This is a genomic window from Mesorhizobium sp. M1217 (assembly GCF_040318275.1).
GTDB lineage: Bacteria > Pseudomonadota > Alphaproteobacteria > Rhizobiales > Rhizobiaceae > Mesorhizobium.
The window spans coordinates 251732-278123 of record NZ_JAMYMA010000005.1; the positions used below are offsets into that span (position 1 = coordinate 251732).

Sequence of the window (26392 nt, forward strand, 5' to 3'; positions counted from 1 at the left end):
GGGCGAAAGAGTGGATAGTCGGGACTTATGTCCGACAAAAGGCCGCACGCGCCCCCGATCGATCAGCCGCCCAGCCGGACGTGGTACAATTCGACGGCGGCTCCGCTGGTCCCGGCAACCGGCTCAAGCCATTCCGGTACGCTGCCGCGCATCAACCCGGCGAGAAAACCTGCCGGCGCCTTGGCGGCGAGGAGCTTGCTTTCGGGGCTGCCGGGGCACAATGCGACGAGGCCGACGTGATGATCCGCCAGGATTGTCCTGGCATCGGCATCGGACCCAAGGAAGGCATCGAGCGCCAGCAGGTTGCCGGCGACGTTGCGATGATAAGGCCCGGCGAAGACGCGGTGTCCGGAATAGGCCAGGATCGGCGATCCGAGATTGGAAATTGCCAGCACCGTGGTGCCGGGCAGGCGGCCAAGCGCCGCAAAGGAGGCCATGCGCTGGCAAGCGACATCGGCGCCGTCGCCATTATCGGCGGCGGTATTGCTGTCCTCGAAGGCGACCGAGGTCGCCGCGGCAGCCCCAGTCCAGACGGCATTCACCGAAACCAGCCAGACGGCGGCCATGCGCAGCGCCACGCCGCGCGACGGGCTGGCCTCGGCCCGTTGACGCCATTTGGCAATCCAGGCAGCAAGCGGGATGACGGCGAAGGCGATCGAGAATGTCGAACCGCGCACCTGCCAGGCACTGACGATGAAGGCCACGACAAGCAGCGTGCCGACAAGGCTGTCCTGCCGCCGCCAGCCGCCACGGCCAAGGCGAAGCGCCATCAGCACGAGCGCGATGAGCGGCGTAGCATAGCGCGCCACCACCCCGGCCGGATCTTCAGCGAGAAGCTTGAACAGCGATTGCGCCTCGTCGATGTGATCAAGCCATAGCTCCTTGAGGCGCGGATCGAGGTTGGCATAGGGCGCTGCCAGGCATTGCGGGAACAAAAAGACGACGACTGCGGCCAATATCAGGGCAAGCAGGCCAAGCGAGGCGATGCGCCGTTGGCGCGTGCGGCCAGCGGGCTCGACCGACGCTATCGCCGCAAGGCCGGTTCCGGCAATCGCTGCGACGACGAACTGCACGGTCGAGAAGGCGTCGCATTGCGCCTGACCCCAGGCGGACGGTGCGATGGTGGCGACAAAGACGAGAGCGGACACGCCGGCAAAGCCGAGGCCGAAATCCCTGGCAATCGGCCTCTCGCCATCGGCGTCGAGGGCAAACAGCGTGGCGACAGAGGCGCCGATGGTGGCGACATAAGGCGCGGTTTCCATGCCGACGGCCAGCATCAATCCGGCGCACAGGCCGGAGAGTAGTGCCGCCGGCCTGCGCAACGGCGCTTCAAGCAGAAGGCTCAGGCTGGCCATGCTCAGCATCAGTTGGACATTGTGGTGATCGAGCGCGCCAGGCGAAAAAATGCCGAGGAAGTGCAGTGCGGCGGCGCCGACGACGACAGCGGGCAGCACGGCGCCGTCACCAGCAAAGCTGCGCGCGGTGCGAGCGGTGAAAAACACGGTCAGGCAAAAGAGCAGCGCCGGCCACAGCACTTGCGCAAAATTCTCGGCAAAGACCGTGCTCCCGGTCAGGGCCGACACGGCCGTGATGGCGGCGATCGGCGCATCGACCAGCCGCGACCAGTGCATGACGAAGCCGCCTTCCAGGCCCATCCTGTACTGGTGCAGATCGAACCAGCTTTGGCCGGCCAGCATGTCGCGAACTTCGACAAGGCGCAGCAGATTGTCGTTGTCGCCGCCGGCATTGGTCAGTTCCGGGAAACCGGCAAAGGCATTGACGGCAAGCGCCAGCAGCGTGGCAAGCAGCGCCAGCGCGATATCGGACCTCCAAATGGAGGCGCCATCGTCGGCTGTGCTCATATCAGGACCTTTGGAAGGAATACGGGGCGGTTTAAACCTAGCCTTAACAGCTTCAATAAATAGTAAAGCCGCCCCGAGCGAGGCCGGCGTTTGAGCGGTCAGCGATCTCTCAGGGCATCCGGAGACGAAAATGCCACAAGAAGTGCGCCATGAGCCGAGCATCGCCGTGCTCCTGCCTTGCTACAATGAGGAGCTGACGATCGGCGAAGTGGTGCGGCGCTTTCGCGAGACGCTGCCTTCCGCCGCGATCTATGTCTACGACAACAATTCGCGCGACCTGACGGCGCTCCGAGCCCGCGCCGCCGGCGCCATCGTGGTGCGCGAGCCGCGCCAGGGCAAAGGCAATGTCGTGCGCCGCATGTTCGCCGACATCGAGGCCGACATCTACCTGATGGCCGACGGCGACGGCACCTATGCGCCGGAGGACGCGCCGCAACTGATCAACACGCTGCTGACCGAGCGCTCCGACATGGTGGTGGGCACCAGGCGCGGCGTCGCCGACGATGCCGGCAGGACTGGCCATGCCTTCGGCAACCGCATCTTCAACAGCCTCTACAAGCGGCTGTTCGGCTCGGACTTTACCGATATCTTCTCGGGGTACCGCGCCTTCACCAGGCGCTTCGTCAAGAGCTTTCCCGCCGTTTCCGGCGGTTTCGAGATCGAGACCGAAATGTCGGTGCACGCCTCGCAGCTCAAATTGCCGGTCAGCGAGATCGGGCTCGACTATGGCCGCCGGCCGGAAGGCTCCTCGTCGAAGCTGTCGACCTTTCGCGACGGCGCGAAGATCCTGTGGATGTTCGCCATGCTGATGAAGGAGACACAGCCGCTGCGTTTCTTCGGCGCTTTTTCGGTGTTCTTCCTGGCATCGAGCCTGTTCCTGATGGCGCCGGTGCTGATCGAGTTCGCCGAAACCGGGCTTGTGCCGCGCATGCCGACCTGGGTGCTGTCGGTCGGGCTGCTGCTGCTGTCGATGCTGGCGGCGGTGACCGGGGTAATCCTCGATTCGGTGTCGCGCGGCCGGGCCGAGCAGAAGCGCATCTTCTATCTGTCGATGCCTTCCGGTCGCGTCGAACGTGAACGTGCAAGCGCCCTCGCGACTTTGAAGGCCGGACCGGGCAAGACCCCGCGCGCGGCCTAGAGCCTGAATGGGACGCCTCGCCCGCTTCATTTTCGCCGGCGGCATCGGCTTCGTCGCCGACGCGGCGGCGCTTTGGCTGGTGCTGGCGATAACACCGCTCGGACCATTCGCGGCTCGCATCATTTCGATCGGTTTTGCCCTGTCCGTCACCTGGTTGATCAACCGCCATCTGACGTTTTCGCCTTCCAGCCGCGGCATCGCGCAGGAGGGCGCACGCTATGGCGGCGTCGGCATTGCCACCAGCGTCGTCAATTATCTCGTCTATTGCGCCACGCTGTTCGCGCTGCCGATGGTGTCGCCGCTCATCGCCCTTGCGGTCGCCTCGCTGATTGCCATGGCGCTGTCCTTCCTCGGCTATTCCAAGCTGGTCTTCGATCGCTGACGGCGCATCGCATTGGGATCTGCGCCAAACGAAGCGCAGCCTCATCATGACCTTGGCCGATTGGCAGAAGCCGCCGATTTCCTTATATCGCTGTCGTCGATGCATCGGCGCGAAAATCGGAATCGATTTTCGGACAGCACGATGCATGGATTCAAAAGTGTTGGAGCGTACTTTGTGCATCCAAGTGGATCGCTCCAAGTGCGCCGGAGAGCCGCAATGCCCCTGAAAGTCGCCGTCCAGATGGACCACATCTCCACCGTGTCGATTGCCGGCGACACGTCGTTTGCGCTGTCGCTGGAAGCGCAGCGGCGCGGCCACCAACTGTTCCACTACACGCCCGACCGGCTGTCGCTGCGCGACGGCAAGGTGTTTGCCCGCATCGAGGCGATGCAGGTCCGCGACGAGAAGGGCAATCATTATTCGCTGGGCGAGAAGGTGCGCACCGACCTTTCGGAAATGGACGTCATCCTTTTGCGGCAGGATCCGCCGTTCGACATGAACTACATCACCACCACGCATATCCTCGAGTGCATCCATCCGAAGACGCTGGTGGTCAACGATCCGGCCTGGGTGCGCAACAGCCCGGAAAAGATCTTCGTCACCGAATTTCCCGACCTGATGCCGGACACGCTGATCACCAAGGACCCGCTCGAGGTCGCAGCCTTCCGCAAGGAGTTCGGCGATATCATCGTCAAGCCGCTCTACGGCAATGGCGGCGCCGGCATCTTCCATCTGCATGAGGCCGACCGCAACCTAGCCTCGCTGCTCGAAATGTTCGGCCAGATGTTCCGCGAACCGTACATCGTGCAGCGCTACCTGAAGGAGGTGCGCGCCGGCGACAAACGCATCATCCTGATTGACGGCGAGCCGGTCGGCGCCATCAACCGCGTGCCGGCCGAGCACGATTCGCGCTCCAACATGCATGTCGGCGGCCGTGCCGAAAAGACCGAGCTGACGGAGCGCGAACGCGAGATCTGTGCCCGCATCGGCCCCTCGCTGAAGGAGCGCGGTTTCATCCTCGTCGGAATCGACGTCATCGGCGACTACATGACCGAGATCAACGTGACGTCGCCAACCGGCATACGCGAGGTGCAGCGCTTCGGCGGCGCCGACATCGCCAGCCTGTTCTGGGATGCGGTGGAGGGCAAGCGTAACTAGTCTCGCTTCGGAGCGGCCGCGTTGCAACCCATTGGAGCCGCTGCGTTCAGCCGTTCCCCAAATGTTCTTGCCTTCGCCGGAAATCTGTGGTTGTCTCCGGTGACGCCGTTCGCGGCATGATCGCAAGGGCTTGGGGCAAGCCTGCAGCCGGGGTGAAGACATGGTGGCGCGGGTTCGCACGGTTGCTTTCCAGGGCATCGAGGCCGTGCCGGTCGACGTGCAGGTGATGATCGCGCCGGGCAAGGTCAACATGCACATCGTCGGCCTGGCCGACAAGGCGGTGGCCGAAAGCCGCGAGCGGGTGCAGGCGGCGCTGCATGCATCCGGCCTGTCGATGCCATCGAAGAAGGTCACCGTCAATCTGGCGCCGGCCGACCTGCCCAAGGAGGGCAGCCATTACGATCTGCCGATCGCGCTCGGTTTGATGGCGGCGCTCGGCGCCATTCCGGGCGACATGCTGGCCGGCTATGTCGTGCTTGGCGAATTGTCGCTCGACGGCACCATTGCCGCGGTGGCCGGAGCGCTGCCGGCGGCGATCGGCGCCAATGCCGAAGGCAAAGGCCTAATCTGCCCGTTTGCCTGCGGGCCGGAAGCGGCGTGGGCCGGCAAGGATTTCGACATATTGGCGCCGCGCAGCCTGATCGCCATCGCCAATCATTTTCGCGGCACGCAGGTTCTGTCGCGGCCGGAAGCCGGCATCCACGCCTCGGCGCGCGACTTGCCCGACCTTGCCGACATCAAGGGCCAGGAGACCGCCAAGCGGGCGCTGGAAGTGGCGGCGGCCGGCGGTCACAACCTCTTGATGGTCGGGCCGCCGGGGTCGGGAAAATCGATGCTGGCCCAGCGGCTGCCGTCGATCCTGCCGCCGCTGGCGCCGAGGGAGTTGCTCGAAGTCTCGATGATCGCCTCGGTGGCCGGCGAACTCGGCGAAGGCAAGCTGACCGACCGGCGGCCGTTCCGCGCGCCGCACCATTCGGCCTCGATGGCGGCGAAGATGCCATGGCGTTTATCGCGCGATCGGAGAACCTACCGGCGGGCTGCCTCGCCTTTGACCAGTTCGACGACCATACGGCGGAGATTCACAAGTTTTTTGTCGACGCGTCGTTTCGCGGAAAAGGAATCGGCCGTGCGCTGATGGGGGCCGCGCTGGCGGAGATCCGGAAAGGCCGAATCCGGACGGTATTGATCCACACGACGTTCTACATGAAAAACGCCATTGCCGTGTATGAGTCGTTCGGCTTCAGGCCCTGCCCGCCCTTCCGTGAAACCCCGGAGCCGGTCAGACATACCGATATTTTCATGTCGTGCTCGATCTCGCCCGCGTGAGGTTAGAGGCAGCCGCGGTGTGGAGGACGCGGCGTCCCTCGACTTGCCCTATTTTTGGAAATCGAACCTAGGCCCCGATGATCCTCTTCCTGAGGCGCATCGTCAGAATGGGCGTTGGCGCACTTCATGCAGGACCCCTCCCGGCCCTTCGGGTCACCCTGCCCTCAAGGGGAGGGGGACGCCGGCTCCCGCGCCTTCGCTTCAGGCGCCTTGCTTCGCCTTCAGTTCCAGCCGCCGCGCGTGAAGGACCGGCTCGGTGTAGCCGTTGGGCTGGATGCGGCCTTTGAAGACGAGGTCGCAGGCGGCGAGGAAGGCGATGGACTTGTCGAAATCCGGTGCCATCGACCGGTAGAGCGGATCGCCTTGGTTCTGGCGGTCGACAATCGCCGCCATGCGCTTCATCGTTTCCATGACCTGCTCGGGCGTGCAGACGCCGTGGTGCAGCCAGTTGGCGATGTGCTGCGAAGAGATGCGCAGCGTGGCGCGGTCCTCCATCAGGCCGACATCGTGGATGTCGGGCACCTTGGAGCAGCCGACGCCCTGGTCGATCCAGCGCACGACGTAGCCCAGAATGCCTTGTGCGTTGTTGTCGAGTTCCTTCTGGATGTCTTCAGGCGACCAGTTCGGCCGCACTGCGACCGGCACCGACAATATGTCATCCAGCTTCGCCCTGGGCCGGCTTTTCAGCGCCTGCTGCACGGCGTGGACATCGACCTTGTGGTAGTGCGTGGCGTGCAGGGTTGCCGCCGTCGGCGACGGCACCCAGGCGGTGTTGGCGCCGGCCTTAGGGTGCGCGATTTTCTCGGCCAGCATCGCCGCCATCAGGTCGGGCATCGCCCACATGCCCTTGCCGATCTGGGCGTGGCCGGCCAGCCCGCATTCGAGCCCGGTATCGACGTTCCAGGCTTCATAGGCGGCAATCCAGGCGGCCTGCTTCATGTCGCCCTTGCGGATCATCGGGCCAGCTTCCATCGAGGTATGTATCTCGTCGCCGGTGCGGTCGAGGAAGCCGGTGTTGATGAAGACGACGCGGTCCTTGGCCGCGCGGATCGCCTCCTTGAGGTTGACGGTGGTGCGCCGCTCCTCGTCCATGATGCCCATCTTGATGGTGTTTTTCGCCATGCCGAGCAGCGCTTCGACGCGGTCGAAAATCTCGACGGCGAAGGCAACCTCTTCCGGCCCATGCATCTTGGGTTTTACGATGTACATCGAGCCGGCGCGAGAATTGGCGCGGCGCCCGCTCGGGCCAACATCGTGCAGCGCGATCAGCGCCGTCAGCGCCGCATCCATGATGCCTTCCGGCACCTCGTTGCCGTCGCGGTCCGATATCGCCGGATTGGTCATGAGGTGGCCGACGTTCCTGACCAGCATCAGCGAGCGGCCGGGCACGGTCAGCGTGCCGCCATCGGGCGCGGTATAGATGCGGTCGGGATTGAGCCTCCGGACAAAGCTCTTGCCGGCCTTGGTGATCTCTTCCGCCAGGTCGCCCTTCATCAGGCCGAGCCAGTTGCGGTAGACCAGCATCTTGTCCTCGGCATCGACGGCGGCCACCGAATCCTCGCAGTCCTGGATGGTGGTCAGCGCCGATTCCAGCACGACATCGGCAATGCCGGCCGGATCGGTGCGGCCGATCTGGTTGTTGCGGTCGATGACGATTTCGATGTGCAAGCCATTCCTGGTCAGCAGGACGGCTTCGGGGTCGGCGGCATCGCCGCGATAGCCGGCAAACTGCTTGGGGTCGGCAAGCGTGGTGGCGCCGCCGCCCTCGCCCAGCCGCAGCATGCCGTTGGCGACCGAAAGCCCGTTGACGCCAGCCCATTTGCCTGTCGTGAGCGGCACCGCCTCGTCGAAGAAGCTTTTCGCCCAGGCGACGACCTTGGCGCCGCGCGCCGGATTGAATTTGTTGCCTCGCTCGGCGCCGTCCGTCTCGGGGATGGCGTCGGTGCCGTAGAGCGCATCATACAGCGAGCCCCAGCGCGCATTGGCGGCATTCAGCGCATAACGCGCATTCATCACCGGCACCACCAACTGCGGCCCGGCGACCAGCGCGATTTCCGGGTCGACATTTTCGGTCGTCACGCTGAAGGCCGGGCCCTCGGGCAGGAGATAGCCGATCTCGCGGAGGAAGCTCTTGTAGGCCTCCATGTCGACGGGCGCGCCATTGTCACGATACCAGCGGTCGAGCTTGTCCTGCATGGCATCGCGTTTTTCGAGCAGCGTCCGGTTTTTGGGCGAGAGATCATGGACGATCGCCGAAAAACCGCTCCAGAATGCCTCCGCTTCAATGCCGGTGCCCGGCAACACCTCGTTCACGACAAAATCATGAAGCTCGCGGGCAATCCGCAATCCGGCGATCTCGACGCGATCGGTCATCAGGGCTTCTCCAGACGAAAGGCTAGGCCGGGCCTTTGGCATGTCGCGGTTGCAGGGTCAATTCGGCATAGGTGAAGGTAGGGCGTTTTCGCCGTTGCAGGAGCTGCCAATCTCCCCACTTGTGGGGGAGATGCCCGGCAGGGCAGAGGGGGGCGTGAAGGATCGCCGACCTTGCCATTTACGACCAGCCGCAAGTCTGAGGTGTTACCGCGAAAGACTGAGACGTTGGCGGGACAGCGCCCCCCTCTGTCCTGCCGGACATCTCCCCCTCGAGGGGGGAGATGGCTAATCACACCGCAATCCTTGGCCTGCCCGACGCGACCGCCACGACATGTGCCTCGATGAACATGCGCTGGCCCTCGACGGTGGAGACGCGGAACTCGCTGGCGATTTCGATCTCGGCGCTGTCGGTGCCGGCGTCCTTCGCCCGCCCGGCGGCGATAGCGCGCACATCTTTCTCCGCCGCGGCGATCGCCGCCGCCTCGTCGTTGAAATCACGCACGCTTTCGCCCGAGGCGACGCGGAACAGCCCTTCCTTGGGCTGGCTGACCCGCGCCTCTGCCGAAACCCGGACCTGGCCGACGACGGCGCCGAGCGCATTGGCCACGTCGGTATCCTCCGGCACCACGCATCGATTGCCGACCAGCTCGGCCAGGCCGGCATAATGCAGCGGCGCCGAGGCGCCGAGGCCGATGACCGGACGGTCGAGCGCGACGCTGAGCCGGGCGATGCCGGGATGCGCGTCGACGGCGCGCTGGACCAGGGCGTGGGCGACGGTCGCCGCGCCATCCAGCCCATCCTCCGCAAAGGCGGTTTCGAGGATGACTTCCGCCGACAGGCGGGTCAGCGTGGTCAGCACCCGTTCCGAGATCGCCTCCGGCGAGGCGGCAATGAACTGGCCGCGGCCGTCACGCCTGCGCGCGAACAGCTCGGCACCCAGACGCGCCGCGGCCGGATCCCAATTGGACTGCCTGCCCAGCACATGGGCGGCATCCGACGGCGTGAAGCCGGCGACATGCACCAGCCCGCGCGACACCAGCCGGTTCAAGGTGGCGTTCTGGGCATTCGAGGTCAGCAATCTGTCGAGAGCCTGCGGCACGGCGCCGATCAGCTCGTAAAGCTTGGCTTCAGCACCGGTCAGCCCCGCGGCGAGCCGCTCCGGCACCCCGGTCCTGACCGCCAGCCGGCCATCCATGCGGCCGGGATTGGGTGCGCGCAGCTGGCGTTCCAGTTCTGATGTGACGGCGTCGCCATACATCATGCCGGCCAGCGCCAGCGGCACCAGGCGGCGCGGCCCGAGCAGGATCTTCGGGTTGAGCGCGCCGTCCTCCAGCGCCACTTCGGAATCGCCGCCGAGGCCAAAAGTGCGCATGGCGACGGCCTCGACCATGGTGCGGAAGCCGCCGACGGTGGCGCCTTCCGGATCGAGCCGCGGCCGGCCCTTGTCCAACACCGCGACGTCGGTGGTGGTGCCGCCGATATCGGAGACCACGGCATTGTCGAGGCCGGTCATGTGGCGGGCGCCGACAAGGCTGGCGGCCGGGCCGGACAGGATCGTCTCGATCGGCCGCTGGCGGGCAAAGGCGGCCGAGACCAGCGCGCCGTCGCCGCGCACCACCATCAGCGGGGCGGCGATCTTGCGCGCGGCCAAAAAACCTTCGGTTGCCGCGACCAGCCGGTCGATCATCGAGATCAGCCGGGCGTTGAGCAAGGTCGTCAGTGCCCGGCGCGGGCCGCCGAGCTTGGCCGACAGCTCGTGGCTGGCGGTGACCGGCAGGCCTGTTATGTCGCGGATCAGGTCGCGGGCGGCAAGCTCGTGCGCCGGGTTGCGGGTAGCAAAATAGGCGCAGACGGCAAAGCCGGACACCGACTTTTCCAATTCCGGCAAAGCTGCCTCCAGCCCGGACAGATCGAGTTTTGCCGCATTGCCATGGACATCGTGGCCGCCGGGGCAGAACACCACCGGGTCAGTGCCAAGCGCCGCCTTCAGCCCGTCGCGGGCCAGATCGCCTTCGGCAAAGCCGATCATCACCAACGCGACGCGCCCGCCCTGGCCCTCGACCAGCGCATTGGTGGCAAGCGTCGTCGACATCGACACCAGCTTGATCGCCGCCGGGTCGGTGCCGGCTTTTTGCAGCACCGCATCGACCGCGCCCGATATGCCGACCGCCAGGTCGTGACGGGTGGTCAGCGCCTTGGCCTTGGCCAGCACTTTTCCGCCGGGGCCGCCGGCTTCAGACCACAACACGGCGTCGGTGTAGGTGCCGCCGGTGTCTATTCCGAGGAACAGGGGGGAGGGTTTGGTCTTGGCAGTCATATTTTGGGTCCGGAGAATTCGTCTCCGCCCCTTAGCGGATACCGGCCGATCGATAAAGCCGCGATGGCTGGGCCACGGGCGAACACGCTGCAGGCTCGCCCAATGCCGGCGGGACAGCACCCCCCTCTGTCCTGCCGGACATCTCCCTCTCAAGGGGGGAGATTGGGTGTCACCCACGCTCTCGCAAATTTTCAACGCTGCAAACAGGGTGGCCGCCGGCGAAGCTGCCAATCTCCCCCCTTGAGGGGGAGATGTCCGGCAGGACAGAGGGGGGTGTGACGGATCGCAACCTTGGCAATTACCCGACAAACCCCACGCGCTTGTGCGATCCGTCACAAAACGGCTTGTTGGCGGAATGGCCGCAGCGGCAGAGCAAGGCGCGCTGCGTGCGGTCGACCGTATGGCCGGTGCCGGTGACGATTTCGAGATTGCCCTCGAGCTTGAGCGGGCCGTTGGTCGTCGGGGTAACCGTCAGCGGGCCGTCCCGCGCGTCCAGCGCCGGCGTGTCCTTCAGCGCCGGCTCGCCGGTGGCGGCAAAACCTGCCTTGGCGTGGCTGCCGTCGCAGAACGGCTTGTTTTCCGAAGCGCCGCAGCGGCAGAGCGTGGTGCGGAAAAACGTCTCGCCGCCCAGCACGATTTCGGCATGCAGCGCCAGCGGGCCGTTTTCCCGGATGCGCACGGTGTTGACCACCGGCGGCTTTTCCTGCGGTCCGCCATCCTTGCGGACATAGGTGATGGCGCCGGACGGGCAGCTTTCGGCGAGCGCCACGATTTTCTCGACGCTGGCCGCCTCGGGGTGGATCCACTGGCCGGGCGCGTTGGGCACGAAGACATGCGGGTCGCCAAGCACGCAGTTGCGCGAATGGATGCAGCGTTTTCCCGAAAAGCCGATGTCGATCTTCTCGCCTTCGACCATACCGGCCATGGGTGTATCTCCTTGTGAAGGCGTCACGCTATGGCGGCGGCCCGGACGGCGTCAAGGGCGGCCGATCTCCCCCCTCGTGGGGGAGATGTCCGGCAGGACAGAGGGGGGCGCGAAGGAACTCCAGCTCACGAACTCTTTGAGCACCTACCTCGGGCGGCAGGGGAAGGGAATCCGCATTTCTTTGCCGCCGCACCACATTTTGTTCTTGCTTTGTGCCGGCAGCTATGCTACTAATCTGGGTATGGCGCTAATTGGCTCCAACGACCCGCCCGCCGAGGCGGGTTTTTTGTTTCAGCTTTGAATTCCGGTGTTGCCGGCCGATGTTGGCGGGACGGCGCTCCGCTGCTATGGCCTCTGTACGACCACCTGGCCCACAAGGGTAAGGCAATCGCATACGGGGTCCCCCGGCCCTTCGGGCCACCTTGCTCCCCGGTGGGGAGAAGAGGCTGGCGCCGGCGCAGGCGACCTCCTCTCCCTTCGGGGAGAGGTCGGATTGCCCCGCCCTTCGCAATTCGGTCGGCAATCCGGGTGAGGGGGCACTTGCCCATACGCGATTGCCCCCAACAAGAGGGAGACAGGCAACTCACGGAACCAGATCGATTTCCTCGGTCTCGCCGCCGCTGCAGGTGTAGCAGCAATCGTCGCATTTTTCGGTGTTGGCGGGGCCGACACCCCAATAGGTATTCTCGTCACCATCGACCCAGGCGCCGTAGCAGATCGATTCGCCGTCATTGCAGGACAGCGGGATCGACTTGGTCTCGCCGTCGTTGAGATAATAATCCTGATTGTTGCCCGGCCAGACATGGTCGCGGTCCTGGCTGTACAGTTCGACGCGCATGGCGTTGGCATGGCTGTTCTTGATCTCGAACGTGACGTCGCCGGCATAAGCCGCCGGCGCAAACGATGCGGCAAGACAGAGCGCGACGGCGAAGCGCCGCGCGGAAGCGTAAGACAACATGATGATTCCCCCCGGAATGAAACGGCCTGCCCGGCCGCGTGGGGAGCATGGCATGGCGGCGGGATGGGTGGAAGAGGGTGGCGGCATTTGCGCGTCGCTAAAGGCGCGGCGCTCCTAAAAGACCCCCTCTCCGGCCGCTTCGCGGCCGCGCCGTACGCCATGAAGGCCGGTCCCAACACAGCAAATTGCCAGCACCGCCATCAGGAGCATCACCCTGCTGCTTCTGCCGTAAGAAAACCTCTTCAACATGAAGAAGCCGAACAGCCGGCCACTTCGAGCAGGATATCTGTTTCAGTCTAGCTGTGAGAAATAATTAGATGGCATGCCGTCTCTTCTTGATAGAGACAGAATGGAGCTTACTGCTCGCTGCTGCTAACGTGCGAAGAACAAAAGCGAAGGCGATTCGATAATGAAAATTCCAGCTGCTTTGACATCGCTCTATCAGAATGACCACTCGCTCTCGGCTTTCGTTACCACGGCGGTCGGCACAATTTCGTCTCACATAAATTCTAGCCGAATGGAGTTCTTTCCTGAATACACCGATCACAATGTAACACATTTAGAAAGCGTACTTAGTACGACGACGAGTTTAATGACAGAGGAAGCAAAAGCTCTTCTAACTCCAGAAGATGCGGCCGTCCTATGCGTGGCCACTGCACTTCACGACTTCGGGATGCACATTTCAAAAGAAGGCTTCCAGACACTGATATCCGAGGCAAATCCGATGGTGCCTACGGGCGAGTTTTCGGACGCATCGTGGCATTCTCTTTGGCAAGACTTTATGGGTGAAGCGGCACGATTCGACGGACGAAAGCTTCGCGCAATTTTTGGCGAAAATTTTCGCCCCGTTCGTCACCCTCCCCCAGCGGAACAACCTTGGGAAGACTTTGACTATTTGCTGGTGGGAGAGTTCCTTCGTCGTCATCATCCACGACTGGCATATGACATCGCTTTGACTGGAATGCCCGCAAAAGCCGGCAAATTTATACGCATTTGTCAGGCCGATACAGATCATCAGCGATTTCTTGCAGAGTTGGCCGGATTAGTCGCACGCAGTCACGGCATGGAGCTACGGCCGTGTTTAACCTATCTGGAGAAAAAATTTCACAATCGCGTCGATCCTCGACGCGTGCGCGCTCCCTATCTGATGGTTCTACTGCGTATTGCCGACTTCTTTCAGATCCAACCGCAGCGGGCTCCAAAAGAGCGCACCGATGTGGTCTCATTTAAAAGCCCTCTGTCAGACTTGGAATGGAAAGTTCATCAGTCTGTCACCGAAATAAATAACAGCGGCAGCGACCCCGAAGCAATCGTCGTAAACGCCAACCCTCCAGACGTATCTTCCTTTATACGACTTCGTTCTTGGTTTTCCGACCTTCAGTCGGAGTTGGACAGATCTTGGGCAATACTCGGTGAGGTTTACGGGCTTCAAAAACACAACCTACTGTGCAACTTGAATTTACGAATTCGCCGCGTTCGGTCTAACATTGATAACATCGTCGACTTTGCGTCAGCAGTAAACTACCTACCAATCGATGTTTCTTTCACATCTGCTAACAACGATCTCTTGAACTTGCTTATCGGCCCCCTTTATGGCGGCGATATCGGAGTAGGCATTCGAGAACTGATTCAAAATGCCGTTGATGCGGTACGAGAGTTTGACGACCTTCCGGAAGCCGTAAAGAATGGCGACGATACCAAGCGCTTTGAAATCTCCAGTGACGTGCAGATTTCGATCGAGCTAGACGATAAGTCTCAACCGACTTTTTTCGAGATAACCGATCGAGGCGTAGGGATGACGGCCGACGTTGTTGTAAACTATTTTCTTAAGGCCGGCGCATCCTTCCGCCGTAGCGATCAATGGAAGGCTTTACATGAAGATGACAAAGGGCATTCGAAAGTAATACGGAGTGGTCGATTCGGAGTCGGCGCACTTGCCACCTTCTTGTTAGGCGAGGAGATCGAAGTAGAGACAAGGCACATTTCCTTGGGCAAGAATCAGGGATTGCACTTTATTGCGTCTATTGATGCCGATTCTATCAATGTTACTCGTATTAACTCCCCGGTTGGGACAAGGATTCGAATTAAACTGAGCGATGCTGCTAAAACCTCTTTGAAGAGAGGGATTTCTGAGGGGCGTCCCAACCCCCTGTCGTTATACGGCGAGCCTATGGGCCACTACTTTTCTCGCTATCCAAAGCTGCTTCGGATGTATGGCGGCAAGGAGATACCTGTAAATATCAACGAGATGGTACCGTCTGAGGGCGATGATTTTGCCCACGGATGGCGAAAATTCTCTGATGAGAACTTTACAGTTTTTTGGAAGCCCTATGAGACGTCGCCACGGAGATTTTTATGCAACGGCATACTGGTTCAGTCTCGATATGAGGGGCCCGCCATCCAAGCATCAGCTAATTTCTTTCTAGATATGCCCCACTTGTCCATCTATGATCGGGATGGTCTTTTGCCCATAAACCTTCAGAGATCTGAGGTAAAAGTCGAAAAGGCTCCCTTTATTATCAAGCTGAAAAGCTGTCGAGTAGACGATTTTATCATTTACACTCTGATAAACGCGCCTACTGACGGAAGCCTTGAGTGGTTTGGCCGATTTCATGGCGGCGCTCGGGCGTCTCCGTATGGTCATACGGGAGCGGGCGCGCTTTGGTTTTTGACGAATAAAGGCTTCGTCCCAAAAGATTCTACAGTTATCGCAGAATTCAACCCAGGAAAGGCTATTTTGGCACTCGGCTCAGATCGAGGTTTTGAGGACTGGGGTGGAATATGCCTTGATATCATTGATGAACATACATTGCTTGGCCAGTACGAAACAGATGCAGTTCGGCAGGGAAACCGGACAAAAAGCTTATTGAAGGACGCAGTGATCTACATGCACACGGTTCCGGGCTGCACTAGTGTTTTCAGCCGTGTCTTGGTTCCGCCCTATGTTCGTAAGAAGGTAGAGTCTCTTTCTCCCGGCAAAGATGTCCTGAAGGCTTTGAAGGCGTTGAAGTATTTTGACCCTACTATACAAGCCTGGGGGGAGAGTATCAAAGACGTCCAAGGCGCAACAATCGCTTACGCGGTGGCTGAAAAGTTGTGGACTGCGGAGTCTGGGCAAGCAATGATACTAATGGAAGTTGACTTGAAGCCGCCTACAAGCCGTGAAAATAGGAGCCTGTTGGCGGATCGCTGGATGGATATACTGGAGACGCCTATGATACCGTTCGGCCTGACCGATAGAAATAACTTACTCGCCAACGCTTACAAGAAAGTCCCAAAGCTAGTTCAGGCGAATCTCGACCAATATGCTGACAGAAACAAGTTTCAGGTTTAATCCCCCATCTTCAGCGCCTGGATAAACGCCTCCTGCGGGATATCGACCTTGCCGAACTGCCGCATCCGCTTCTTGCCCTCTTTCTGCTTGTCGAGCAGCTTGCGTTTGCGTGAGACGTCGCCGCCGTAGCATTTGGCGGTGACATCCTTGCGCAGCGCCGAGATGGTCTCGCGGGCGATGACCTTGCCGCCGATCGCGGCCTGGATCGGGATCTTGAACAGATGGTGCGGGATCAGCTCCTTCAGCTTCTCGCACATCTGGCGGCCGCGCTTTTCCGCCGCCGTGCGGTGGACCAGCATCGACAGCGCGTCGACCGGCTCCTCATTGACCAGGATCGACATCTTGACCAAGTCGCCTTCCTTGTAGTCGGTCAAATGATAGTCGAAGGAGGCGTAGCCCTTGGAGATCGACTTCAGCCGATCGTAGAAGTCGAAGACCACCTCGTTGAGCGGCAAATCGTATATCAGCATGGCGCGCTTGCCGACATAGGACAGGTCGGCCTGGATGCCGCGCCGGTCCTGGCATAGCTTCAGGATGCCGCCGAGATAGTCGTCGGGGGTGAGGATCGTGGCGCGGATCCATGGCTCCTCGATGGCGGAGATCTTGACCACGTCGGGCATGTCGGCCGGGTTGTGGAGTTCCTTGACCGTGCCGTCGTTCAACAGCAGGCGGTAGACGACGCTCGGCGCGGTGGCGATGAGGTCGAGGTTGAACTCGCGCTCCAGCCGCTCCTGGATGATTTCGAGATGCAACAGGCCGAGGAAGCCGCAGCGATAGCCAAAGCCGAGTGCGGCACTGGTTTCCATTTCGAACGAGAAGGACGCGTCGTTGAGGCGCAGTTTGCCGACGGCGGCGCGCAGGTCTTCGAAATCGGCGGCATCGACCGGGAACAGGCCGCAGAACACCACCGGCTGCGCCGGCTTGAAGCCGGGCAGGGCTTGTGCCGTCGGGCGCTTGTCCTCGGTGATGGTGTCGCCGACGCGGGTGTCGGCGACTTCCTTGATCGAGCCGGTGAAGAAGCCGAACTCGCCGGGACCGAGCTCGTCGACATTGATGCGGGCGGGCGTGAAGACCCCGGTGCGCTCGACCAGGTATCTGGCGCCGGTGCCCATCATGCGGATGGTCTGGCCCTTTTTCAGCACGCCGTCGATGATGCGCACCAGCACGATGACGCCGAGATAGGCGTCGTACCAAGAGTCGACCAGCATCGCCTTCAGGGGTGCCGCGATGTCGCCCTCGCGCGGCGGCGGCAGATCGTTGACGATGGCTTCGAGCACATCGGGAATGCCTAGCCCGGTCTTGGCCGAGATCAGCACGGCGTTGGAGGCGTCGATGCCGATCACCTCCTCGACCTGTTCGCGGATGCGCTCGGGCTCGGCGGCGGGCAGGTCGACCTTGTTCAGCACCACGACGATCTCGTGGTTGTTGTCGATCGCCTGGTAGACATTGGCCAGCGTCTGCGCTTCGACGCCCTGCGAGGCATCGACGACCAGCAGCGAACCTTCGCAGGCGGCGAGCGAGCGCGACACTTCATAGGCGAAGTCGACATGGCCGGGCGTGTCGATGAGGTTAAGGATATAGTCCTGCCCATTGTTGGCGCGGTACTTCAGCCGCACCGTCTGCGCCTTGATGGTGATGCCGCGCTCGCGCTCGATGTCCATCGAGTCCAGCACCTGCTCCTTCATGTCGCGCAGCTCCAGGCCGCCGGTCGACTGGATCAGCCGGTCGGCAAGCGTGGATTTGCCATGGTCGATATGGGCAACGATGGAGAAATTGCGGATGTTCTTGATCGGCGTGGTCATGCGGCGCGCTTTAGCAGGGGCACGGTACATCGGCAAGCGGCGGGGCGCGGGTGCGGCGGCGGCGCGGCAAAGTCGTTAAACTTTGATCCATGAGATTAGAGCATAGTTCGCACCCGGCGTGATAGCCCCACTGGCCTATCGCCGTTTCGGGGGATCGGAATGCCGCTGTCAGCACGCAAATTTCTCACATCGGTGAGCGGCTCGTTCGCGCCGATGCTCGCCATCTTGCTTATCCCGATGGTTGCCGCATTGGGTTTTTCCATCGACTATACCTCGGCGGTTTCAACCAGGGCATCGATGCAGAACGCCCTCGATGCAGCGTCGCTGTCGATCACGACGCTTGCGACGGACACCTCACTGGCGGACCGCCAGGTGAAGCTGCAGGAGTCATACCTGGCCAATGGCGGGCAAGGCACGGCCAAGCTCGACAGCTTCGTCGTCGCCACCGACGGCACTGCCAGCATCAAGGCTTCGGCTGGCTTCGCCATGCCGACGAGTTTCATGCAGATCGCCAAGATCAACACGGTGCAGGTCGGCGTCGCGTCGGCCGTAACAAAGCGGCCGGCATTGGTGGAGGCCACGTTCAAGGTCGACAATATCTCGGGCTATTGGAACAAGACGATGACGCTCTATGGCACCAAATTCGCTGAGACGACTGCCAACAAGCTGATGAAGATCGACTACACATACAACGGTTATGGCGATCCTAAGGGCTACGGCACGGCCAGCGTGTATACGGTCAACGGAACGACGACCACGCTCGTCCAGCAGCAAGTATGCGCGACCACCACAGTGCTCAGCTTCTACGGCTTACCCAGAACCACGATCACTCAGACCGACTCATACGGCAGGAAATACGCAACCACCTGCGTCAGCACGATGTATCCCGCGACGAGTGCCGGTGCGGTGATCGACGTCAGCCAGATGGACCAGCTGTACCTGCGGATGGATGTGCCGTCCGGCAATCCATCCGTGCTCAAATCGAACGATCCGGCGACATCGAACCGGCTTTACGCCGACGGCGTCGAAATTGCGAACGGAGAAACCGTCGATATCTTCACGCTTGTGCCATGCGGCCAGAGCAGCAAACAGGCTTGGGAAGATGGCGGCAATCCCGTACCGGCAGCCATTTCGAATGCCGACTTCTTCTACACGGTGACCGGCAAGTGCGCCTTCAACAAGCGGCCTTCGGAAACTGTGCTTACACAATAGCCGGGCCGCGTGCCGATCTCCCCCCGTGTGGGGGAGATGGCCGGCAGGCCAGAGGGGGGCGCTGTCCCGCGGCTCTCGTAATTTGCAAATCTGGCAATCTCCAATCCGCTTGGCCCATCCTTGCATCGAGTTGGCGTCGCTCGGCGTCCAAGAGTTGCACCTAAGCTGATGCTCTATGGCGCCCCCCTCTGTCCTGCCCTCTTTGCCACCACTTGGCATCTCCCCCACTAGGGGGGAGATCGGATGTCGCCTCGGCTCTCGCCAATCCCTGAGACGAAAAACTTGGACTTCTCCTCAATCACGAAGCGGTGATGCTGTAACGAACCGTGTGTCGGCGGCGAAGTGTGGGCATGGAACCGCACAGGAGAACAGCGATGACCGGATCGAAACGCGGCACGGCCCTTGTCGGGCTTGCCCCAGCTCTGCTTTCGGCGGCTTTGTTTTCGGCAATCGGGCTGTCGGCAACCAGCGCGGCTGCCGGCCAGACGCTGACCGTCGTCGAGCTGTTCACCAGCCAGGGCTGCTCGTCCTGCCCGCCGGCCAACGCCAATCTGATCAAGGTCAAGGACCGGCCCGGCGTGCTGGCGCTGTCCTTCAACGTCACCTACTGGGATTATCTCGGTTGGAAGGACACATTCGGCAAAGAAGAATTCACGCAGCGCCAGGTCCGCTATGAACCGTCGCTCGGCCGTTCCGGCCCGTTCACGCCGCAAGTGGTGGTCAACGGCAAGGCCGATGCGGTCGGCGCCAGGCCGGGCGAGATCGAGCAGCTGATTTCGAGCGGCGGCCACGCCGATGGACCTTCGCTGTCGCTCGCCGGTGGAAAGGTCAGCATCGGCGCCGGTCCGGTGCCCGGCGGCAAGGCCGATGTCTGGCTGGTGCGTTACGGCAAGGGCGTCATCGAGGTGCCGGTGGCGCGCGGCGAAAACACCGGCCGCACGCTGCCGCACGCCAATGTCGTGCATTCGCTGACCAGGCTGGGCAGTTGGACCGGCGACGCCACCGCGCTGCCGTTGCCGGCCGCTGCAAGCGGCCTCAGCACCGCGGTGCTGGTCCAGGTGCCGGGCGGCGGGCCGATCCTCGGTGCCGCTGCGAATTAGAACCCGTTCCGAATTTGCGCAACGCCGCAGCGGCGCCGCCGCATGCGATCAACCCTGCCATAACCCAAGGAGACCACCATGACCAATCACCTGACCCTGGCGGCACTCGCCCTCGCACTTTGCTCGACGGCGCTGTTCGCCGGAGGCGCGGCGCGGGCCGAAGATGCGATGAAGCCGGCGATGGCGATAAACGCCATGAAGCCGGCAACCGATGCCATGAAGCCGGCCGGCGCCATGGCGCCTGATGCAATGGCCACAACTGCGATGAAGGCGGGCGATCCGATGAAGGCCGACTGCATGGACAAGGCCGCCGCCGAGACGGACGCCATGAAGAAGGCAGAGGCGACCAAGGCCTGCGATGCCATGGCTCCGGCCAAATAGGCGATGCGCACAGCAATGTGAGAGCCCGGCGGATCTATCCGTCGTATAATCCACACCAGCATCATGGGAGATCAGACATGACCGGAGCCCTGAAACGATCGTCGATTTTCGCAAAAGCAGCACTTGCCGCGCTCATCCTCACGGCTGCTGCTGCCGTGTTCTGGCAGACACCGGCAGTCTCGGCCGAAGACGCGGTGGTGATCCCGCCGCCGGCAATGGACGAGAAGGCCACCGCCGGGACCGAAAAGGCGGTCTTCGCCGGCGGCTGCTTCTGGGGCGTCCAAGGCGTGTTCCAGCACGTCAACGGCGTAACCAGCGCGGTCTCCGGCTATGCGGGCGGCGACAAGGACACGGCCGTCTATGAAATGGTCGGCACCAGCCGGACAGGCCACGCCGAATCCGTCGAGATCACCTACGAGCCATCCAAAGTCAGCTATGGCCAGTTGCTGCAGGTGTATTTCTCGGTGGCGCACAATCCGACGCAGCTGAACTACCAGGGGCCGGACAGCGGCACCCAGTACCGCTCGACGATTTTTGCCGAAAACGACACGCAGAAAAAGATCGCCGAAAGCTACATCGCCCAGCTCGACAGGGCCAAGGTGTTTGCAAAGCCGATCGTGACGACGCTGGAGACCGGCAAGACCTTCTATCCGGCCGAGGACTATCACCAGGACTTCCTGACGCTCAACCCGACCTATCCCTATATCGTCTACAATGATCTGCCCAAGGTCGAGAATCTGAAGCGGCTGTTCCCCAATCTCTACAGCGAAAAGCCGGTGCTGGTGCTGGCCGCCAACAAGAGCTGATTTTTTGCGCCGGCGGGCGCGACGGAGAATAAGCGTCGGCGATCCTTCGCACCCCCCTCTGTCCTGCCGGACATCTCCCCCGCAAGGGGGGAGATCGGCTATCACCTCGACCTTCGCCAAATCTCCAACGTTCAGGACGAGCGGAGCGCTGAAACTGCTAATCTCCCCCCTTGCGGGGGAGATGGCCGGCAGGCCAGAGGGGGGTGCTGTCCCGCCAACGTCTCGAAACTACCTCCCCTTTTTCCAGGGCAGGCTCCAACGCACTTTCTCCAGTGTCGCCTTTGCCTCGGCCGAGTCCGGGTCGGGCTCTGTCTCACGATAATGCGCCGAGCCCCGAGGCGGGTAGGCAAGCGTGTTGTTGAGGGCAAATTTGTCGATCTGGCTGAACTCGGGGAAAGGCAGGTTTTCCGCCTCGCGCCAATCGCTGACCCTTTTCTCCGCGGCGATGCGTTTTTCGTCGTCGACCGCAAGATCGGTGGCTCTGTATTCCAGTGACGAAGGGAAGGCGAACTGCGCGCCGGCATCATCCATGATGTTGATCATGGACAACAGGATGTCCTCGCGGATGGCTTGGAATTCGGCCACGTCGGCGGTTTTGACGTAGGTGAACACGTCGATGTCGAGCGAATAGGCGCCGAAGCCGGCAAAGCGCACGCGGCATGGCTCGTCGATGACGCGCGGATGGGCGATCAGCAGCTTGCGCAGCTCGGCCAGGACGTAACGCAGCTGATCGGGCGTCGTCTCGTAGCGCAGCTGCAGCGTCGTCGCGAACCGGGTGCGGTCGCGATGCGCGTAGTTCTCGATCTGCATGCCGGCGAAATCCGAATTCGGCACCGAGATGATCGTGCGGTCGAGCGACCGGATGCGTGTCGAGCGCATGCCGATATGCTCGATCGTGCCGGACTGGTCGCCGAACTTGCAGAAGTCGCCGACGCTGACCGGCCGATCGGCATAGAGCGTCAGGCCGGAGAGGAAGTTCTGCAGCGTCGGCTGCGCCGCCAGCGCCACCGCCAGACCGCCGATGCCGAGACCAGCAATGACGCCTTCGTAGGGAATGGCGAGCACTTCGGCCAACAGCAGGAAGGCGACGACCAGCACGGCGACGCGCGCGACGCCGGTGGACAGCGAAATCAGCGTGTCGTGGTAGCCGGGCACTTGCCACAGTCCACGATAGTGTTCGGCGACCTTGCCGATCAGGTGCCAGACCACCGGCACGGCACCGATCACGATCAGGCTCCAGGCGATTGCCTTGACCGGGGCGGCGACCACTTGCGGCAGACCGAGCGGGCGCAGCGTCAACAGCAGGAAGAACCCAAGCACGATCGAACGCACCGCCCATTCGACGATGCGGAAGAAGGCCGAGCTGTCCGTCCTTCGCACAATCAAGGAAATCAGCGCATTGGCGATGAAGCCGAAAACGATGCCGGCCACTGCGGCAAGGCCGAGCATCCACCACTGCCAGTGCTCCATCGGTCCGGCGCGGGTGAGCAGGCCGGGGCTGATCTCGCGGGCGAGGCCACGGGCGATGAAGAACGGGTCGGTGCTGGCGAAGGCAGCGAACTCCGGCGCCACCGGCACGTCTTCCACGTCGGCGTAGAGCGCGCGGATGTGGACGAGCGTCTCGGGCGTGAACTGCCAGATCTTGCCCTTCTCGGTCTCGACCGGGCCGATGACGATGTTGCCGGCGGGATGCTCGAAATAGATGAAGGGGGTGTTGCTCTTCGGGTCGTCGGGGATCTCCTGCCAGTAGACATAGCCGATGCGGTCGATGACCTTTTTGAGATAGCGCTCGAGCAGGAACGCCTCGTCGCCGCGCACCGCCTGACTGTAGTTGCGCAGGTCGAGCGCCGCCTGTGCCGGATCGCCGGCCTCGGTGAGGCCGCTCAACAGTACCTTGAACGTATCGCGTGGCGAGGCGAGCCTGCTCGGATCGTCGACCATGTCGACGGCTTCGCCACGCGCTTCCTGGAATTCGGCGAGCTTGGCCTGAAGCTGGCCAAGTGGCGGCCCGACGATAGACCACTCGCCATTCTTGCGGCGAAAGGTGAGATCGAAGGAAACCCTGGTGCCATATTGCGGGAGCGTCGCCGTCACCTCGTCGCCGGCAATCGTATCATGCGGCAGGCTCCACAGGCGGAACGTCGCGTTGTCGATGACGGTGAACAGGAGCTTGGTGTAATCGGGCATGTTGAGGCCGCCGCGGTCGGCCTCGGTGACGTCGACGAGGCCCGCTGCCAGACCGGCAAGACCCCGCCGCCGGTCGCGCGCGGCACGTTGTCGGCGCCGCTCTCGTTCATCGTCTGCAGGAACGAGCGCATGGTGCTCATCGGGCTCGACTGGTCGACACGGACGTCCTCGACGGCGCTGACGCGCACGCCTGTCCACCATTCGGCGGTGGCGACATCGAAACGGCCCATGAAGCTTTCGCCGTCAGGCGACTGGACGAAGGTGAAGGCGCCCTGGCGGTCGCCTTCGAACCAGTGGCCGACAAGCTTGTCGCCTTCGGCCTTCGCCTCGATACGGCCGCTGTAAAGCGGGTAGACGCCCTTTACGTCGGCGCCGGTCTGCTCGAACTTGATCTGGGCGCCGCCGCCGCGCCATTTCGTGTCCCACACGCCGGTCCAGCTGGCCGCGTCCTGCGCATGCGCCTGCGACATGGCCGGCAGCAGGCCTGCAAGCGCGAGTGCGCCGACCAGCGCGACCGTCCGGATCAGCATCAGCAACAGCCGATCCTGTCTCGCCGCAAAAAAGGGGGTCATTCTGTTGCCCTTCTTCTGCCGGCGATTCTGCTGGGCCGGCCAGAGAAGGTTATTCCGCTTGAAGATGAATATTCTGTTTCGGGCGGCGCCGGCGAAGCCGGTCAGTCATAGGTCAGATCCGTCGCCTTGCCGCCGAACACGCGGTAGGCAAAGAACGAATAGAAGATGATGATCGGCAGCACGACGACTGTCCCGACCAGGATGACGGCCAGGCTTTCGGGTGCCGAAGCAGCCTGCCAGATGGTCAGCCGGTCGGGCACGACGAAGGGGTAGAACGACCAGGCGAGCCCGGCAAAGCCAAGCGTGAAGATCGCGGCCAATGTCAGGAACGGGAGCAGCGCGTGGCGATCGTCGGGCTTCGGCAGATGAAAGGTCTGGCGCCACAGCCACAGGAACAGCACTGCCGACAGGATCGGCAACGGCGACAAATAGACCATGGCCGGCCAGACGAACCATTTGTCGAAGATGCGCGCGCTGGCAAAGGGCGTGGCCAGCGATACTGCAACCATGCCGAGCGCGGTCAGCACCAGTGCCGTGCGCAGCCACAGCACCGCTTTCTTCTGCAAGTCGCCTTCCGTCTTGTAGATGACCCAGGCCGCGCCCATCGCCGCGTAGGCGGCGGCAAGGCAGAGCGCCACCAGCGCCCCGAAAGCCATGCCGCCAGGGCCGACGTCGAGGCCGAGCACATAGACGCCGAGCATATAGCCCTGCGCCAGCGACGCGATGACCGAACCGAGGAAGAAGATGCGGTTCCAGCGGTGCTTCCTGCCGGCCGGCACTTTGGCGCGGAAATCGAAGGCGACGCCGCGCAGGATCAAGCCGACCAGCAGCACGAAAACCGGAATGTAGAGCGCGGTCAGGATGGTGCCGTGCGCCAATGGGAAGGCGACCAGCAGCAGGCCGACCGCCAGCACCAGCCAGGTCTCGTTGGCGTCCCAGAACGGGCCGATGGCGGCGATCATCGTATCCTGTTCGGTGTCTTCGGCTGCGGCGAACAGGATGCCGATGCCGAGATCGAAGCCGTCGAGGATGACGTAGATCAGGATGGCTAGGCCCATCAGGCCGGCGAAGATCAGAGGCAACAGGGTCGGCCAGTCGAAGCTCATGATGTTTCTCCCGGTTGCGCAACCGGCTGCGACAGCGGCCTGTTCATGACGCCCGGCAGCGGCGAGGTGTCACCATCCTTCGCCGCCTTCAATGCCAGATGCACCAACACGCCGAGATAGGCGATCAGCAGCAGCACGTAGAGGATGAGATAGACCGCGAGCGACAGCGCGACATGGCTGCCGGCGACCGGGCCGACAGCATCGGCGGTACGCAGCACGCCGGTGACCAGCCAGGGCTGGCGGCCGATCTCGGTGGTGTACCAGCCGGCCAGCGTCGCCAGCCAGCCGGACAGCGCCATCGGCACCATGACCAGCGCCAGCGGCTTAGGCAGGCTGTGGCAGCGCTTGAGGAAGAAGGCCGCCGACCAGGAGACGGCGAGCATCAACAGGCCGGTGCCGACCATGATGCGGAAGCCCCAGAACACCGGAAACACCGGAGGATGGTTGCCGGCATAATCGTTCAGCCCCGGTACGATGCCGCCGGCGCTGTGCCTGAGGATGAGGCTGGCGCCGTCGGGAATGGTGAGCTCGAACCTGTTCTCCTTGGCCGCTTCGTCGGGAAGCGCAAACAGCACCAGCGGCACGTTGGGACCGGTGTTCCAGTTGGCCTCCATGGCGGCGATCTTCTGCGGCTGATGTTCAAGCGTGTTGAGGCCGTGCTGGTCGCCGGCAAAGATCTGGATCGGGATCAGGATCGCGGCGGCGAAGACACCGGTGCGCAGCGCCTTCCACATCGATTCCGAGCGATCGCCGTAGAGATAGCGCAGCGCCGACAGGCCAGCGATCAGGAACGAGACGGTCAGCCCCGAAGCAAGCAGCATATGAACGAGCCGGTAGGGCATGGACGGATTGAAGACAACGGCCCACCAGTCGGTGGCGTGCGCAACACCATCGCGAATTTCGAAGCCGGCCGGCGTCTGCATCCACGAATTGAGGGCGATGATCCAGAAGGCGGACAGAGTGGTGCCGCCGGCTACCAGCACCGTCGCCAGCGTGTGGACGCGGTTTGAGACGCGGCGGAAGCCGAACAGCATGATGCCGAGGAACGCCGCCTCGAGGAAAAAGGCCGTCAGGATCTCGTAAGCCAGCAGCGGGCCGGCGATGTTGCCGACCGTCTCCATATAGCCCGGCCAGTTGGTGCCGAACTGAAAACTCATGGTGACGCCGGAAACCACGCCCATGGCGAAGGACAGCGCGAATACCTTAACCCAGGTGAAATAAGCGCGCATCCAGGCGGAGTCGCCTGTCGCGTTGTAGCGGAGCTTGAAGAACAGCAGCACCCAGCCGAGCGCGATGGTGATCGCCGGGAACAGGATGTGGAACGAGATGTTCGCGCCGAACTGTATGCGCGACAGGATGAGCGGGTCCATGGCGGCTCCAGCTGCTGCTTGTTTGTACAAGGATAGGCTTCATGCGCCGGGCGGTCAAAGCGGCGTCCCGCCGCGAGGCGGAA

19 protein-coding genes and 1 pseudogene are annotated in these 26392 nt (G+C 62.5%); 10 read left to right on the top strand and 10 right to left on the bottom strand.

All coding sequences use genetic code 11. From position 1 onward, the window contains the following. Positions 1-62 precede the first annotated feature (62 nt). A complete protein-coding gene (locus tag NKH37_RS10830) occupies positions 63-1862 on the bottom strand; it encodes a GtrA family protein (RefSeq protein WP_352481399.1) in 1800 nt (599 codons plus the stop codon). 130 nt (positions 1863-1992) lie between these two features. Between NKH37_RS10830 and NKH37_RS10835 the strand changes: the two genes are divergently transcribed. The 5 genes and pseudogenes from NKH37_RS10835 (at position 1993) to NKH37_RS10855 (ending at position 5866) form a co-directional block, all read left to right on the top strand. Beyond that, complete coding sequence (locus NKH37_RS10835) at positions 1993-3000, top strand: glycosyltransferase (protein ID WP_353006738.1); 1008 nt, start codon at positions 1993-1995, stop codon at positions 2998-3000. Positions 3001-3007: 7 nt separating this feature from the next. After that, positions 3008-3382, top strand: coding sequence for a GtrA family protein (locus NKH37_RS10840; protein ID WP_352481398.1), 375 nt, complete (start codon positions 3008-3010; stop codon positions 3380-3382). Positions 3383-3598: 216 nt separating this feature from the next. Then, the gene (gene gshB / locus NKH37_RS10845; protein ID WP_353006735.1) at positions 3599-4540 is read left to right on the top strand and encodes a glutathione synthase; all 942 of its coding nucleotides are present in this window, start codon (positions 3599-3601) and stop codon (positions 4538-4540) included. 160 nt (positions 4541-4700) lie between these two features. Then, positions 4701-5531 (top strand): annotated as a pseudogene (locus NKH37_RS10850) (YifB family Mg chelatase-like AAA ATPase); the annotation flags it as partial. An 8-nt stretch (positions 5532-5539) separates the two neighbouring features. After that, positions 5540-5866, top strand: coding sequence for a GNAT family N-acetyltransferase (locus tag NKH37_RS10855; RefSeq protein WP_353040994.1), 327 nt, complete (start codon positions 5540-5542; stop codon positions 5864-5866). Between the two features lie 201 nt (positions 5867-6067). Here the strand turns inward: NKH37_RS10855 and NKH37_RS10860 are convergent, their stop codons facing one another. From NKH37_RS10860 to NKH37_RS10875, 4 genes are all read right to left on the bottom strand, one after another. Further along, positions 6068-8239: a malate synthase G gene (locus NKH37_RS10860; protein WP_353006732.1), complete on the bottom strand. Its 2172-nt coding sequence runs from the start codon at positions 8237-8239 to the stop codon at positions 6068-6070. A gap of 289 nt (positions 8240-8528) precedes the next feature. Then, positions 8529-10556 (bottom strand): hydantoinase/oxoprolinase N-terminal domain-containing protein, encoded by a 2028-nt coding sequence (locus tag NKH37_RS10865; protein ID WP_353006729.1) that lies wholly within the window; start codon positions 10554-10556, stop codon positions 8529-8531. Between the two features lie 298 nt (positions 10557-10854). Then, positions 10855-11481, bottom strand: a complete 627-nt coding sequence (locus tag NKH37_RS10870) for a CDGSH iron-sulfur domain-containing protein (protein ID WP_353006085.1) — start codon at positions 11479-11481, stop codon at positions 10855-10857. A 583-nt stretch (positions 11482-12064) separates the two neighbouring features. Further along, the gene (locus NKH37_RS10875; RefSeq protein WP_353006088.1) at positions 12065-12436 is read right to left on the bottom strand and encodes a hypothetical protein; all 372 of its coding nucleotides are present in this window, start codon (positions 12434-12436) and stop codon (positions 12065-12067) included. Between the two features lie 412 nt (positions 12437-12848). On the opposite strand from NKH37_RS10875, the gene NKH37_RS10880 reads away from it, so the two are divergent. After that, positions 12849-15773 (top strand): HD domain-containing protein, encoded by a 2925-nt coding sequence (locus NKH37_RS10880; protein WP_353040996.1) that lies wholly within the window; start codon positions 12849-12851, stop codon positions 15771-15773. On the opposite strand, the gene lepA is transcribed toward NKH37_RS10880, so the two are convergent. After that, the gene (gene lepA, locus NKH37_RS10885; RefSeq protein ID WP_023718891.1) at positions 15770-17575 is read right to left on the bottom strand and encodes a translation elongation factor 4; all 1806 of its coding nucleotides are present in this window, start codon (positions 17573-17575) and stop codon (positions 15770-15772) included. The two genes, NKH37_RS10880 and lepA, sit on opposite strands and share 4 nt — an antisense overlap. A 159-nt stretch (positions 17576-17734) precedes the next feature. Here lepA and NKH37_RS10890 point away from each other — a divergent pair, with 159 nt between their 5' ends. The 4 genes from NKH37_RS10890 to msrA all read left to right on the top strand — a co-directional run bounded on the left by NKH37_RS10890 (position 17735) and on the right by msrA (position 21074). Continuing rightward, positions 17735-18787: a TadE/TadG family type IV pilus assembly protein gene (locus NKH37_RS10890; protein ID WP_352848307.1), complete on the top strand. Its 1053-nt coding sequence runs from the start codon at positions 17735-17737 to the stop codon at positions 18785-18787. Between the two features lie 374 nt (positions 18788-19161). Next, positions 19162-19887 (top strand): DUF1223 domain-containing protein, encoded by a 726-nt coding sequence (locus tag NKH37_RS10895; protein WP_353006082.1) that lies wholly within the window; start codon positions 19162-19164, stop codon positions 19885-19887. Positions 19888-19965: 78 nt separating this feature from the next. Further along, a complete protein-coding gene (locus NKH37_RS10900; protein WP_353006081.1) occupies positions 19966-20268 on the top strand; it encodes a hypothetical protein in 303 nt (100 codons plus the stop codon). 77 nt (positions 20269-20345) lie between these two features. Next, on the top strand, positions 20346-21074 hold the full coding sequence (msrA, locus tag NKH37_RS10905; protein WP_353006080.1) for a peptide-methionine (S)-S-oxide reductase MsrA: 729 nt from the start codon (positions 20346-20348) through the stop codon (positions 21072-21074). Between the two features lie 228 nt (positions 21075-21302). On the opposite strand, the gene NKH37_RS10910 is transcribed toward msrA, so the two are convergent. The 4 genes from NKH37_RS10910 to NKH37_RS10925 all read right to left on the bottom strand — a co-directional run bounded on the left by NKH37_RS10910 (position 21303) and on the right by NKH37_RS10925 (position 26309). Further along, on the bottom strand, positions 21303-23261 hold the full coding sequence (locus NKH37_RS10910) for a mechanosensitive ion channel family protein (RefSeq protein ID WP_353040998.1): 1959 nt from the start codon (positions 23259-23261) through the stop codon (positions 21303-21305). After that, a complete protein-coding gene (locus NKH37_RS10915; protein WP_353041000.1) occupies positions 23165-23833 on the bottom strand; it encodes a hypothetical protein in 669 nt (222 codons plus the stop codon). Before NKH37_RS10915 ends, NKH37_RS10910 begins: the two co-directional genes overlap by 97 nt. A 101-nt stretch (positions 23834-23934) precedes the next feature. Beyond that, positions 23935-24939, bottom strand: a complete 1005-nt coding sequence (locus NKH37_RS10920) for a cytochrome d ubiquinol oxidase subunit II (RefSeq protein ID WP_352717213.1) — start codon at positions 24937-24939, stop codon at positions 23935-23937. Then, on the bottom strand, positions 24936-26309 hold the full coding sequence (locus NKH37_RS10925; protein ID WP_352895372.1) for a cytochrome ubiquinol oxidase subunit I: 1374 nt from the start codon (positions 26307-26309) through the stop codon (positions 24936-24938). Before NKH37_RS10925 ends, NKH37_RS10920 begins: the two co-directional genes overlap by 4 nt. Positions 26310-26392: the final 83 nt, after the last annotated feature.

Excerpts from the sequence above, each read along its gene's own strand:
- NKH37_RS10830 (WP_352481399.1), bottom strand. The coding sequence starts at position 1,862 with ATGAGCACAGCCGACGATGGCGCCTCCATTTGGAGGTCCGATATCGCG.
- NKH37_RS10835 (WP_353006738.1), top strand. The coding sequence starts at position 1,993 with ATGCCACAAGAAGTGCGCCATGAGCCGAGCATCGCCGTGCTCCTGCCT.
- NKH37_RS10840 (WP_352481398.1), top strand. The coding sequence starts at position 3,008 with ATGGGACGCCTCGCCCGCTTCATTTTCGCCGGCGGCATCGGCTTCGTC.
- gshB (WP_353006735.1), top strand. The coding sequence starts at position 3,599 with ATGCCCCTGAAAGTCGCCGTCCAGATGGACCACATCTCCACCGTGTCG.
- NKH37_RS10855 (WP_353040994.1), top strand. The coding sequence starts at position 5,540 with ATGGCGTTTATCGCGCGATCGGAGAACCTACCGGCGGGCTGCCTCGCC.
- NKH37_RS10860 (WP_353006732.1), bottom strand. The coding sequence starts at position 8,239 with ATGACCGATCGCGTCGAGATCGCCGGATTGCGGATTGCCCGCGAGCTT.
- NKH37_RS10865 (WP_353006729.1), bottom strand. The coding sequence starts at position 10,556 with ATGACTGCCAAGACCAAACCCTCCCCCCTGTTCCTCGGAATAGACACC.
- NKH37_RS10870 (WP_353006085.1), bottom strand. The coding sequence starts at position 11,481 with ATGGCCGGTATGGTCGAAGGCGAGAAGATCGACATCGGCTTTTCGGGA.
- NKH37_RS10880 (WP_353040996.1), top strand. The coding sequence starts at position 12,849 with ATGAAAATTCCAGCTGCTTTGACATCGCTCTATCAGAATGACCACTCG.
- lepA (WP_023718891.1), bottom strand. The coding sequence starts at position 17,575 with ATGACCACGCCGATCAAGAACATCCGCAATTTCTCCATCGTTGCCCAT.
- NKH37_RS10890 (WP_352848307.1), top strand. The coding sequence starts at position 17,735 with ATGCCGCTGTCAGCACGCAAATTTCTCACATCGGTGAGCGGCTCGTTC.
- NKH37_RS10895 (WP_353006082.1), top strand. The coding sequence starts at position 19,162 with ATGACCGGATCGAAACGCGGCACGGCCCTTGTCGGGCTTGCCCCAGCT.
- NKH37_RS10900 (WP_353006081.1), top strand. The coding sequence starts at position 19,966 with ATGACCAATCACCTGACCCTGGCGGCACTCGCCCTCGCACTTTGCTCG.
- msrA (WP_353006080.1), top strand. The coding sequence starts at position 20,346 with ATGACCGGAGCCCTGAAACGATCGTCGATTTTCGCAAAAGCAGCACTT.
- NKH37_RS10910 (WP_353040998.1), bottom strand. The coding sequence starts at position 23,261 with ATGCCCGATTACACCAAGCTCCTGTTCACCGTCATCGACAACGCGACG.
- NKH37_RS10915 (WP_353041000.1), bottom strand. The coding sequence starts at position 23,833 with ATGACCCCCTTTTTTGCGGCGAGACAGGATCGGCTGTTGCTGATGCTG.
- NKH37_RS10920 (WP_352717213.1), bottom strand. The coding sequence starts at position 24,939 with ATGAGCTTCGACTGGCCGACCCTGTTGCCTCTGATCTTCGCCGGCCTG.
- NKH37_RS10925 (WP_352895372.1), bottom strand. The coding sequence starts at position 26,309 with ATGGACCCGCTCATCCTGTCGCGCATACAGTTCGGCGCGAACATCTCG.